Annotated in this window: 10 protein-coding genes and 1 tRNA gene; 6 read left to right on the top strand and 5 right to left on the bottom strand. The window is 67.8% G+C overall.

Translation table 11 applies throughout. From position 1 onward, the window contains the following. Positions 1 to 8: 8 nt before the first annotated feature. The gene (gene guaB / locus DU478_RS07800) at positions 9 to 1457 is read right to left on the bottom strand and encodes an IMP dehydrogenase (RefSeq protein ID WP_114510389.1); all 1449 of its coding nucleotides are present in this window, start codon (positions 1455 to 1457) and stop codon (positions 9 to 11) included. A gap of 154 nt (positions 1458 to 1611) precedes the next feature. After that, complete coding sequence (locus DU478_RS07795) at positions 1612 to 2091, bottom strand: VOC family protein (RefSeq protein ID WP_114510388.1); 480 nt, start codon at positions 2089 to 2091, stop codon at positions 1612 to 1614. A gap of 135 nt (positions 2092 to 2226) precedes the next feature. On the opposite strand from DU478_RS07795, the gene speB reads away from it, so the two are divergent. The 4 genes from speB to DU478_RS07775 all read left to right on the top strand — a co-directional run bounded on the left by speB (position 2227) and on the right by DU478_RS07775 (position 6758). Then, on the top strand, positions 2227 to 3186 hold the full coding sequence (speB, locus tag DU478_RS07790) for an agmatinase (protein ID WP_114510387.1): 960 nt from the start codon (positions 2227 to 2229) through the stop codon (positions 3184 to 3186). Between the two features lie 141 nt (positions 3187 to 3327). After that, positions 3328 to 4476: a CaiB/BaiF CoA transferase family protein gene (locus tag DU478_RS07785; protein WP_114510386.1), complete on the top strand. Its 1149-nt coding sequence runs from the start codon at positions 3328 to 3330 to the stop codon at positions 4474 to 4476. 118 nt (positions 4477 to 4594) lie between these two features. Then, positions 4595 to 6634 carry an ASKHA domain-containing protein gene (locus tag DU478_RS07780; RefSeq protein ID WP_114510385.1) on the top strand — a complete coding sequence of 680 codons (2040 nt, stop codon included), beginning with the start codon at positions 4595 to 4597 and terminating at the stop codon, positions 6632 to 6634. Positions 6635 to 6684: 50 nt separating this feature from the next. After that, a tRNA-Gly gene (locus tag DU478_RS07775) sits at positions 6685 to 6758 on the top strand. 162 nt (positions 6759 to 6920) lie between these two features. Here DU478_RS07775 and DU478_RS07770 read toward each other — a convergent pair. After that, positions 6921 to 7367, bottom strand: a complete 447-nt coding sequence (locus DU478_RS07770) for a hypothetical protein (protein WP_114510384.1) — start codon at positions 7365 to 7367, stop codon at positions 6921 to 6923. Between the two features lie 213 nt (positions 7368 to 7580). Between DU478_RS07770 and DU478_RS07765 the strand changes: the two genes are divergently transcribed. Then, positions 7581 to 7946 (top strand): DUF4168 domain-containing protein, encoded by a 366-nt coding sequence (locus DU478_RS07765; RefSeq protein ID WP_114510383.1) that lies wholly within the window; start codon positions 7581 to 7583, stop codon positions 7944 to 7946. A 256-nt stretch (positions 7947 to 8202) separates the two neighbouring features. On the opposite strand, the gene DU478_RS07760 is transcribed toward DU478_RS07765, so the two are convergent. Continuing rightward, complete coding sequence (locus DU478_RS07760) at positions 8203 to 9300, bottom strand: acetoin utilization protein AcuC (RefSeq protein ID WP_114510382.1); 1098 nt, start codon at positions 9298 to 9300, stop codon at positions 8203 to 8205. Between the two features lie 86 nt (positions 9301 to 9386). On the opposite strand from DU478_RS07760, the gene DU478_RS07755 reads away from it, so the two are divergent. Beyond that, the gene (locus tag DU478_RS07755) at positions 9387 to 10484 is read left to right on the top strand and encodes an AbrB family transcriptional regulator (protein ID WP_114510381.1); all 1098 of its coding nucleotides are present in this window, start codon (positions 9387 to 9389) and stop codon (positions 10482 to 10484) included. Positions 10485 to 10547: 63 nt separating this feature from the next. Here the strand turns inward: DU478_RS07755 and DU478_RS07750 are convergent, their stop codons facing one another. Continuing rightward, positions 10548 to 12368 (bottom strand): ABC-F family ATP-binding cassette domain-containing protein, encoded by a 1821-nt coding sequence (locus DU478_RS07750; RefSeq protein WP_114510380.1) that lies wholly within the window; start codon positions 12366 to 12368, stop codon positions 10548 to 10550. Positions 12369 to 12373 lie beyond the last annotated feature (5 nt).

Raw genomic sequence — 12373 nt, 5'->3', positions numbered from 1 at the left:
CGATGGGATCAGCCCATGCGATAGTTGGGGCTTTCGCGGGTGATCTGAACGTCATGCACATGGCTTTCCTTGAGGCCTGCACCGGTGATCTTCACGAAGGTGCAGTTGCGGCGCATCTCTTCGACCGTGGCGTTGCCGGTGTAACCCATCGCGGCACGCAGGCCGCCCACCAGCTGGTGCAGCACGGCGGTGGCGGTGCCCTTGTAGGCCACCTGCCCCTCGATGCCCTCGGGCACCAGCTTGTCGCTGGCGGCATCCTTCTGGAAATAGCGGTCGGCCGAGCCCTGGGCCATCGCCGCAAGGCTGCCCATGCCGCGGTAGGCCTTGAAGGTGCGGCCCTGGTAAAGGATGACCTCGCCCGGGCTTTCGTCGGTGCCGGCGATCATGCTGCCCACCATGGCGCAGGAGGCACCCGCCGCGATGGCCTTGGCGAAATCGCCCGAGAACTTGATGCCGCCGTCGGCGATCACGGGCGTGTCGCCCGCGGCCTCGGCACAGTCCATGATGGCGGTCATCTGCGGCACGCCGACGCCCGCAACGACGCGCGTGGTGCAGATCGACCCCGGGCCGATGCCGACCTTGACCGCATCCGCCCCGGCTCCGATCAGGGCGCGCGTCGCCTCGGCGGTGGCGACGTTGCCCGCGACCACCTGCACCTCGTTCGACAGTTTCTTGACGCGTTCCACGGCGAGGCCGACGCCTTCGGAATGGCCATGCGCGGTGTCGATCACGATCATGTCGACGCCGGCGTCGATCAGCGCCTGGCTGCGCTCGAACCCGGCATCGCCCACGGTCGAGGCCGCCGCCACGCGCAGCCGGCCCAGCCGGTCCTTGCAGGCGGTGGGGTTGAGCACGGCCTGTTCGGTGTCCTTGAGCGTCAGCAGACCGGTGAGCTTGCCGTCCTTGTCGGTAACCAGCAGCTTTTCGATCCGCCGCGCTTTCATCAGATCGATGGCCTCCTGCCGGTCGGCGGGTTCGCGCAGAATGGCGAGGTTGTCCGAGGTCATCATCACCCGCACAGGCGTGTCGTCGCGGCTGGCAAAGCGCATGTCGCGGTTGGTGACAATGCCGACCACCCGGCCTTTTTCGTCCACGACCGGGAAGCCGGTGAAGTTGTAGCGTTCGATCAACGCCTTGGCATCGGCCAGCGTCTGGTCGGGGCGCAGGGTCACGGGCGAATAGACGATGCCGCTTTCGAAGCGCTTGACCCGGCGCACTTCGCGGGCCTGTTGCTCGACCGTCAGGTTGCGGTGAACGACCCCCATGCCCCCCGCCTGGGCCATGGTGATGGCCATGCGGCTTTCAGTGACCGTGTCCATGGCCGAGCTGAGCAGCGGGATGTTCAGCGCGATGGACTTGGTGACCTGGGTGCGGGTGTCCGCCGTGCTCGGCAGCACGTTGGAGGCGGCGGGAACCAGCAGGACGTCATCGAAGGTGAGAGCCTCGCGAATCTCCATGAGAATACCTTTCCACGGGGAGCATCGTTTGGCGCGTCCCTATCGCACGGTTGGCGGGTCAGGGAAACCCCATTCGCGTTGTCCCGCGCGAGATGCCGCATGTCCCCTCAGGTCGCCGGGGCGGCCCGGACCGCGCAGCGGACCGCAAGGAACGTCAGCCACGCCGCGCCGCGTCGATCGCGGCGACGTCGATCTTCGTCATTTCCATCATCGCGACGAAGGCGCGGCGCGCCTCTTCGCCGCCCGCCGCCAGAGCCTCGGTCAGGGTGCGTGGCGTGATCTGCCAGGACAGGCCCCACCGGTCCTTGCACCAGCCGCAGGCGCTTTCGCGTCCGCCGTTGCCGACGATGGCGTCCCAGTACCTGTCGGTCTCGGCCTGGTCCTCGGTCGCGACCTGGAAGGAAAACGCCTCGGTCTGGTGAAACGCCGGCCCGCCGTTCAGCCCGAGGCAGGGAATGCCCAGCACGGTGAAGGTCACGGTCAGCACGTCGCCCGCGCGGCCCGAGGGAAAATCCGACGGGGCGTGAAAGACATCGTGCACGGCGCTGTCCGGGAAGGTCTCCGCATAGAACCGCGCCGCCGCCTCGGCGTCGCGGTCGTACCAGAGACAGATCGTGTTCTTCGCTATGGCCATCGCCGCACCTTTCCCAATCGGGTTGCCGATGTCACGATAGCACCGATCCGCCGTACGCCCCAGACCCCGCGCATCTGCCCTCTTTCCCCGCGCGCCGTTCGGGGCCATCCTCGCACCGACCGCAAGGAGCCCCCCATGTCGCACAGCTATGCCACCGGCCGCCTGAACCTGCCCTTCACCGGCATCTGCACCTTTGCCAAGAAGCCCTACATGGCGGACTGGAGCGCCATCGACGCCGATGCCTGCATCCTCGGCGCGCCGTTCGACGCGGGCACGCAGTACCGCGCCGGGGCGCGGTTTGGCCCGCGCGGGCTGCGCGAGGCCTCGACTCTCTTCAGCTTCGGACATGCCGGGGCCTATGATCACGAGGATGACGCCACATACCTCGGGCCGGAGGTGCGGGTCGTGGACCTGGGCGACGCGGACATCGTGCACACGGACACGACGCAGAGCCATGCCAATATCGAGGCGGGCGTCCGCGCCATCCTCGCGGCCAAGGCATTGCCGGTGGTGATCGGCGGCGACCATTCGGTCAACATCCCCGCCCTGCGCGCTTTCGACGGCCAGGGCAACATCCACGTGCTGCAGATCGACGCGCATCTCGATTTCGTCGACGAACGCCACGGGGTGCGCACCGGCCACGGCAACCCGATGCGCCGGGCGGCCGAATTGCCCTTTGTCACGGGGCTGACGCAGGTGGGGATTCGCAACGTCAGCTCCACCGCGCGCGAGGGCTACGAGGATGCCCGCGCCATGGGGTCTGACATCCTGTCCGTGCGGCAGGCGCGCGCGCTGGGAACGGAGGCGGTGGCGGCGCGGCTGCCCGCGGGCGCGCAGGTTTACATCACGCTCGACATCGACGCCTTCTGCCCCTCCATCGCGCCGGGCACCGGCACGCCGAGCCACGGCGGGTTTCTCTATTACGAGGTGCTGGAACTCTTGCAGGCGGTCGCGCGCAGGCACCGGGTGGTGGGTATCGATCTGGTCGAGGTGGCGCCGGATTACGATCCCACCGGATCAACGTCGATCCTGGGGGCGCAGGTGCTGATGAACCTGCTCGGCTTCGTCTTCCACGCGCGGGCGACGCACGCCTGACGCGAGGACGCCCCAACAACCGGCGGCAATGCGCCCATCGCGCCCGGCAGGCGGTAAAATCGCGATGCCCCCCTTGCAGACCCCTGCCGTTCCCTCGCAAGGAGGGCATGCTGCAGTTGCAAAGAACGCAGAGGAATCGCCATGTCCCTTCCGCTTTCCGGTCTCACCGTTCTGGACCTCACCCATGTGCTCGCGGGCCCGTTCTGCGCGCTGACCCTGGCCGATCTCGGCGCCAGGGTCATCAAGGTCGAACGCCCCGGCAGCGGCGACGACACCCGCGCCTTCCCGCCCTTCAAGGACGGCAAGAGCGGCTATTTCGCCGCCATCAACCATTCCAAAAAATCCATCGCGCTCGACCTCAAGAAGGAGGCCGACCGCGCCATCTTCGACCGGCTTCTGGCCCGCGCCGACGTGCTGCTGGAAAACTTCCGTCCCGGCGTTTTGGACCGGCTGGGCTACGGCTGGACGGATGTGCATGCCGCCAACCCGGCGCTGGTCTACGGATCGGTCTCGGGCTATGGCCAGACCGGGCCGGACGCGCGCCGCCCCGCCTACGACATGATCGCCCAGGCCCGCGGCGGCGTCATGTCGGTGACCGGAGAGCCGGGCCGCGGCCCCGTGCGCGCCGGCGCCTCCGTGGGCGACATTGCCGCGGGCATGTACCTGACACAGGGAGTGCTGGCGGCGCTTTACGACCGGCAGCGCACCGGGCTGGGCCGGCGCGTCGACGTGTCGATGCTGGACAGCCAGCTCGCGATCCTCGAACACGCGCTGGCGATCACCACCGTGACCGGCAAGGCCCCCGGCCCCACCGGGTCGCGCCATCCCTCCATCGCCCCGTTCGAATCGTTCCAGGCCTCCGACGGCTTCTTCGTCATCGCCGCCGGAAACGACGTGCTCTTCGAAAAGCTCTGCCTCGTGCTCGACCTGCCCGTCGCCGACGATCCGCGCTTCGCCACCAACGCGGCGCGCGTCACCAACGTGCGGCTGCTGAAGCGGCTGATCGAGGCGGTGACCCTGGATCAGACCCGCGCGCACTGGGTGGCGAAACTCACCGCGGCGGGTGTCCCCGCGAGCCAGATCCAGAGCCTGGACCAGGTCCTGAAGGATCCCCAGATCGCGGCGCGCAACATGGTCGTCGACGTGCTCGACCGCAACGGGCGGGCGGCGTTCAAGGCCGCAGGGAATCCGATCAAGCTGTCGGATGCCGAGGACCGCACCACCCGCGCCCCGGCGCCCGAGCTTGACGGCAACCGCGGCGAGATCCTGCGTTGGCTCGACGAAGGCTGAGCCGCGCCCGCGACGGTTTTGCCCGCGCGCATGACGCAACACGGGCTTTCCCTCGCCCGCGTTCCGACTATGGTGCCCGAAAGCCGGCCCCCGGCAACCGAACCAGCAGGATGCTTCGATGACCACCGATCCCCTTGTCGTCTTCACCCCCTCGGGCAAGCGCGGGCGCTTTGCCCGCGGCACGCCGGTGCTGACCGCCGCGCGACAGCTGGGCGTCGATCTCGATTCGGTCTGCGGCGGGCGCGGCATCTGTTCGAAATGCCAGATCACCCCGTCCTACGGCGAATTCTCCAAGCATGGCGTCACCGTCCGCGACGGTGCGCTCAGCGACTGGAACAAGGTCGAGGCGCGCTACGACGAAAAGCGCGGGCTCAAACCGGGCCGCCGTCTGGGCTGCCAGGCGCAGATTCTGAACGACGTGGTGATCGACGTGCCGCCCGAAAGCCAGGTTCACCGGCAGGTGGTGCGCAAGGCGGCTTCGGCCCGGACCATCCTGATGGATCCGGCCACCCGGCTTTACTACATCGAGGTGGCCGAGCCCGACATGCACGAACCCACCGGCGACCTGGAGCGTGTCGGCCGCGCACTGGCCGAGCAGTGGCAGATCCCCCGCATCACCACCGACCTGCCGACTCTCTCGAAATTGCAACCGATCCTGCGCAAGGGCGGCTGGACCATCACCGTCGCCCTGCACAAGACCCATGCCACCGACACGCCGCGGCTCGTCGCCGCCTGGCCCGGGCTGCACGAGGGCGGGATTTACGGGCTGGCCATCGACCTCGGCTCGACCACCGTCGCCGCACACCTGACCGATCTCGACACCGGTGCGGTCGTCGCCTCCTCGGGCATCATGAACCCGCAGATCCGCTTTGGCGAGGATCTGATGAGCCGGGTGTCCTACGTGATGATGAACCCCGGCGGCGATGCCGAGATGACCCGCGCCGTGCGCGAGGCCATCGACGCGCTGGCGGTCGAGATCGCGAAAGAGGCCGGGATCGACCCGTCGCTGATCCTCGAGACGGTCTTTGTCTGCAACCCGGTGATGCACCACCTGCTGCTGGGCATCGACCCGGTGGAACTGGGCCAGGCGCCCTTTGCGTTGGCGACGTCGGACGCGATGAACCTCACCGCGAAGGAACTCGACCTGACCAGCCTGCCGCCTTCGGGCGGGGTCTACGTCCTGCCCTGCATCGCCGGGCACGTGGGCGCGGATGCCGCCGCCGTGGCGCTGTCAGAGCAGCCGCACACCTCCGAAGACCTCGTGCTGATCGTCGACGTGGGGACCAATGCCGAGATCCTGCTGGGCAACACCTCCCGCGTGCTGGCCTGTTCCTCGCCCACCGGTCCCGCCTTCGAAGGCGCGCAGATCTCCAGTGGCCAGCGCGCCGCACCCGGCGCCATCGAAGCGATCCGCATCGACCCCGAGACCAAGGAGCCGCGATTCCGCATCATCGGCTCGGACCTCTGGTCCGACGAAGAGGGCTTCGACCTCGTCGCCGCCGATAGCGGCATCACCGGCATCTGCGGCTCGGGCATCATCGAGGCGGTGGCGGAACTCCGCCTCGCCGGGCTCATGGACCCCTCGGGTCTGATGGGGTCGGCTGACCAGACCGGCACCGCCCGGATGATCCCCGAGGGCCGCACCCATTCCTACGTCATCCATGACGGCACCGCCGACGGTGGCCCGCTCATCACCGTGACCCAGGGCGACATCCGCGCCATCCAACTGGCCAAGTCGGCGCTTTACGCAGGTGCGCGGCTGCTGATGGACGAGATGGGGGTCGAAAAGGTCGACCGCGTGGTGTTGGCGGGCGCCTTCGGCGCGCATATCTCGCCGAAACACGCCATGGTTCTGGGCATGATCCCCGACGTACCACTCGACAAGGTCACCAGCGCCGGCAACGCCGCAGGCACGGGCGCGCGCATCGCCCTCTGCAACCTGGGTGCGCGGGCGGATATCGAGGGCCGCGTGCGGCGCATCACCAAGGTCGAAACCGCCATCGAGCCGCGTTTCCAGGAGCATTTCGTCGCCGCCAACGCGATCCCGCACAAGACCGCGCCTTTTCCGGAACTGATGCAGATCGTGACCCTGCCCGAGGTCAGCTTCAACACCGGCGGAGACGACGGCGGCGGGCGTCGTCGGCGCAGACGCGCCTGACGACAGCCCTTGACGCACACGCGGCCCGGGCGTAATCCGAAAGCCGTGATGCGGGTATGGTGAAAAGGTATCACACGAGCTTCCCAAGCTCTTGTTACGGGTTCGATTCCCGTTACCCGCTCCACGATCACGCCATGGCTTCCCGGGCATCGACGGCCGCACCCGCTGTGCCGGCGGTCGTGCGGCACGCGAATGAGAGGAAATGTGCGACGCCAGGCGGGCGCACGGGCCTCGAACCATCACGCCAAAAGGGGCAACAGGCTCTCGCAATCAGAACCACGCCGCCTCAGTCGAGGGTCGCGTCGAACTCGATGATGCGTCTCCCGTCTTCGGATGCGGGTGCCGCGATGATCTTTGCATTGACGATGCCGGGACCGGAAAATTCGATCGCCCGATCCAGCACCTGCTCGGTGTCCTCGGTGACGGGATAGCCGTTGTTTCCCAGGCTTTCTTCCCATTCGGAAAACAGCACGTCGATGTCCGCGCCGGTCATGATGGAATACATCCGCACCGTGGAGCCGATGGCCCGATCGACGACCACCTCTGCATCCTCGGGCATGGCGAGCACTTCGGGAATCCAGCCCTGAACGCCTTCGTCCGCGGACACCATCGCCGCAGCGCAGAGCGACAGGCCAAGACCGAAGGCCGCGTTTCTGACCTGCGCCGGTGCGATCTGCCAGACGTGCGCCGCAAAAGCGCGGATGGGCGGGGCCGTGACGCCAGCAGCGTCCATAGGGCAAAATGAAGCGTTCATACGCGGACAGTACGCCGGGGCCGGGAATGGTCAATACACCGGCCGACCGAAACTGCAGCCCATGCGGCGATCGGCGTGTTTCGGCGATCCGAATGCGCTTGATCGGCAGGAACACGCCCGTCCATTTGCGTCATGGCGACAGATGGTTAGGTGCTGGTCCACCTGTCAGACAAAAAGGAAGGACAGCACGATATGACCTTGAAGAACACAGTCGCCGTGACCATTGCGACCGTCACTCTTTCCGTCGCTCCGGCGCTGGTCGCGCCTGCAATGGCACAAGAGTCGCAGCCCGCGACCGAAGTTCCCGACACCGAGCTTGATGCCTTCGTCGTGGCCTACAAGGACGTCGTGGCCATCGAGCAATCGTACAGCGATGAATTCGAAGCCGCCGCGAGCGAGGAGGAACAACAGTCCATCGTCAACCAGGCTCAGATCGAAATGACGCAGGCCATCGAGGACGCACCGAATATCGGCGTTGATCGCTACGTCGAGATCCTCCAGATGGCTCAGACGGATCCGGAACTGCAGCAGGAACTGGGGTCCCGTCTCGAAAACTGACCTTGGCCGTCGAGCATAATGCGCATCCGCTGCAGATTCCCGCCTGCGCGGATGCGTCCTCCAGACAAGTGCGGCCCGCCTTGACTTACGGACGCTATACCGCTCGCGCGGTCTTCGGCGTCTGGGCTGTCGTGACGATCCGCATGCCCTCAGGCCTCTCGAAAACGCCGGTATCCGGCGAACCGATGCTCCGGCACGGGCGTGCGCACCCGTGAAAGAGGCGGGCGACGGTGCCCGCTCCGGGCGCGCGCGAGGATCACAACCGCGCCCTTAACTGCGCCACGCCGCGGCGCAACTCGTCGCGCACCGGCCCGTCGCGCGGGGCGTCGCGCAGCGTCGTCAGCAGCGCCTCCGACGGCTGTACCTTGCGGACCCAGCCGAGCCCTCGCAGCACGGCGCTTGCAATGTCCGGCAAGCGATCCGGAATCTCCTGCCCCGAGAGCGTCGCCCAGACCCCGGACCAGAGCCGCGCCACGGTCCAGGGGTTGTAGCCGCCGCCGCCCGCCACGATCAGCCGCGGCGCCAGCGCGCTCAGGTCCCGGACCGCGCGCCAGTGGCTGCGGTTGGACAGCGCCAGCCGCGACAGCGGATCCTCGGTCACGGCATCGGCACCGCATTGCAGGTAGATCGCATCGGGGGCGAACGCCGCCACGGCGGGCAGGATCATTTCGTCAAGCGCCAGCGCGAATTCGCTGTCGTTGAAGCCGCGCGGCACCGGCAGGTTGAACGCCGCGCCGCCGCCGGTGTCCTCCAGCGCGCCGGTGAAGGGCCAGCGCCGGTCCTCGTGCACCGAGATCATCCGCACCGCGTCGGACCCGTCGAAGGCCACTGCCACCCCGTCGCAATGATGCGCGTCGATGTCGACATAGGCGACGCGGCGCAGGCCCATGGCCAGCAGCCGCTGGATCGTCAGCACCGGTTCGTTGAGATAGCAGAACCCCGACGCACGGTCGGGCAGACCGTGATGCGTGCCGCCGCCGGGGTTGTAGACGACGCCGCCCTGCGCGACGAGTTCCGCCGCCAGCAGCCCGCCGCCCACGGCCGTCGCCGGACGGCGGTACATCTCGGGAAAGACCGGGTTCGACATGTCGCCCAGCCCGTGGCGCAGACGCACCGCGTCCGACACCTCCTGCGCCGCCTCAGCGGCCACCAGCGCCTGCACATAGTCCGGTGTGTGAAAGCCCAGAAGCGCGGCCGGCTTGGCGCGCGGGCTGGTGCGGTAACGCGCTTCGTCCAGCCATCCCATGGCGCGGCAGAGGTCGATGACCGTCGGCACGCGCGGGATCGACAGCGGGTGCAACCGTCCGTAGGACGACCCGCGGTAGATCTGCGATCCGATAAAGAACGGCTCCATCCCGGGCAGGTAACACGGCACCGCCACGGGCCAAGCGGAAAACCGAATTGTCCAACCGGGCGGGACGGTCTAAGTCATGGGCGACCATGTCCTTTTCGCTCCCCTCTCCGCAGACGATCCTGCTCTCGCTCGCGCTGTGCCTCGCGGGCGGCGCCGGCGGTGCGCTCGCCGCCAAGCTGTCGGTGCCGATGCCCTGGATGCTGGGCAGCCTGCTGGTCACCGCGCTGGTGGTGGCCTTCGCCGGAGAGACGGGGCTGCGCGGCTACACCTTTCCGCAAGGCCTGCGCAACGGTTTCATCGCGATGATCGGGGTGATGATCGGCACGCAGGTCACGCCGGAACTCGCGCGCGCCCTGGTGACGCTGCCGCTGACCGTGGCGGCGCTCTTGGTCTTCGTGCTGATCGCCCATGCCGGCAACTACCTGATCTTTCACCGCCTTGGCGGTCTCGACCGCGCCACGGCCTTCTACAGCGCCACGCCAGGCGGGCTGATGGAAAGCATCCTGATGGGCGAAACCGTGGGCGCCGACGTGCGGGTGCTGACCATGCAGCAGTTCCTGCGCATCATCCTCGTGATCACGCTGGTGCCCACGGCCCTGTCGATCTGGTCCGGCGCGCCTGTGGGCACGGCGGCGGGCGTGGTGCCGGGCGGCGATGCGCCCGTGCCTCCGCTTTCGCTGGCGGTCATCGCCCTTGCCGCCGCCGCGGGGCTGGCCTTCGCGCGGCTGGTGCATCTTCCCGCCTCGCAGCTCATCGGCCCGATGCTGCTCTCGGCGGCGCTGACGCTCTCGGGTCTCGTCGACCTTCACCTGCCGTTCTGGCTCATCGCCGTGGCGCAGGTGGTGGTCGGCGTCAGCCTCGGCATGCGATTTCGGGGCGTCACGGGGCGGCTCTTGCGGCGGTCGCTCGGACTGAGCCTCGCGTCGGTGATGTTCATGCTGGCGGTGGGCGCGGCGCTGTCCTGGGGGCTGCTGATGGTGACGGACCTCGGCTTTCTAACCTTGCTGCTGAGCTTTGCGCCCGGCGGCGTGACGGAGATGTCGCTGGTTGCGCTGAGCCTCGCGGTCAGCCCGGCGCTGGTGACACTGCACCACGTGCTGCGCATCCTGATGACGGTGTTCGAGCTGATGCTGTCCGCGCGGCTTTTCGGCTTCGTGAAACCGGTCGAGGCGGACCCTCGGTAGCGCCGTCTGACCTCGCAGAGCCTGCGGAAGTTAACTTACCACCGCGCCCGGGCCGAAACCGCCCTAGCCTTCCGCCTTTTCGGCAAGATGCAGCCATTCCTCTTCGGCTTTCCCAAGCGCCTCCTGGCGCGTCACCAGCGCTTCGGTCGCTTTTTTGAACTTCACCGGTTCGCGGGTGAAAAGGTCCGGGTCCGCCAGCAGTTGCTCGAGCTTGGCGATCTCCGCCTCCAGCTTCTCGATCTCGGCGGGCAGCGCCTCGAGACGGTGCTTTTCGGTAAAGCTCATGGCCTTCCGCGGCGCCGGTTTGGTCGCCTGTTTTTCCGGTTTCGCAGAACCCGCGGACTTGGCAACGTCGCGCGCGGGCCCCGGCTCCTGCGCCCGTTTCTGCGCCTGGTAATCGCTCCACCCGCCGGCGTAGACGGTGGCCCGCCCCTGCCCTTCGAGCGCCACGGTGGTCGTCGCCACCCGGTCGAGGAAGTCGCGATCGTGGCTGATCAGCAGCACGGTGCCGTCGTATTCGCCCAGCAGGTCCTGCAAAAGGTCCAGCGTTTCCACGTCCAGGTCGTTGGTCGGTTCGTCCAGCACCAGCAGGTTGCTTTCCCGCGCCATGATCTTGGCCAGCAGCAGCCGCGCCTTTTCGCCGCCCGACAAGGCTCGGACCGGCGCGCGGGCCTGGCGTTCGTCGAACAGGAACTCCTTGAGGTAGCCCACGACATGCTTGGGCTGGCCGCGCACGAGGATCTGGTCGGCCTTGCCCGACACGCGCATCTCGGGATCGCCGGTCAGGTTCTCCCAGAGCGAGGCGTCGTGGTCGAGCTTCGCGCGGGTCTGGTCGAAGACGGCGGGCAACAGGTTGGTGCCCAGCGTGACGGTGCCGCTGTCCGGCGCGATCTCACCCATCAACAGGCGGATGAAGGAGGTCTTGCCGACGCCGTTCGGCCCGACGATGGCCACCCGGTCGCCGCGCTGCACGGTGAGCGAGAAATCGCGGAGAATGGTCACGTCTTCAAAGGCTTTCGAGACGTTCTTGATCTCGGCCACCTTCTTGCCCGAGGTCTGGCCCGAGGACAGGTCCATCGCCGCAGCACCCTGGCGGCGGATCATGCCCGCCCGTTCCGCGCGCAGGTCCTGGAGGGCGCGCACCCGGCCCTGGTTGCGCTTGCGCCGGGCGCTGATCCCTTCGACCGCCCAACGCGCCTCGGCCTTGATCTTGCGGTCGAGCTTGTGGCGCTGCATGTCCTCGTCTTCCCAGACCTTGTCGCGCCAGGCCTCGAAGGCGGCAAAGCCCTGCTCCTGCCGCCGCACCATGCCGCGATCGATCCAGAGCGTGGCACGGGTGAGCTCGTTCAGGAACCGCCGGTCGTGGCTGATCAGGACAAAGCCCTTGCGGGTCGATTTCAGCTCATCTTCCAGCCAGCCGATCGCCTCGATATCGAGGTGGTTGGTGGGCTCGTCGAGCAGCATAAGCTCCGGGTCCTGCGCCATCAAACGGGCCAGCGCCGCGCGCCGCCGCTCCCCGCCGGATGCGGTGCCGACGGGACGGTCGGGATCGAACTTCAGCCCCTCGCCGGCCCGTTCGACCTTGTACATCTCGCCGGGGTCCAGCCCCTCGGCGGCGTAATCGCCCAGGGTCGTGAAACCCGAGAGGTCGGGGTCCTGCTCCATGTAGCCGACCGACACGCCCGTCGGCACCGTGCGCTCGCCGCGGTCGGGCTCCACCAGCCCGGCCATGACCTTCATCAGGGTCGACTTGCCCGACCCGTTGCGCCCCACCAGCGCCACGCGGTCGCCGGGCTGCACCACAAGGTCCAGCCGGTCAAAGATCGGGTCCCCGCCGAAGGTCAGGGAAATGTCGGAAAGCTGCAAAAGCGGTATCTGTGCCATGCGCA

This window comes from Thalassococcus profundi, from assembly GCF_003344785.1.
Classification (GTDB): domain Bacteria; phylum Pseudomonadota; class Alphaproteobacteria; order Rhodobacterales; family Rhodobacteraceae; genus Puniceibacterium; species Puniceibacterium profundi.
Note: the sequence above shows the minus strand (reverse complement) of the source record. Positions and strands in the feature narration are given on the sequence as shown.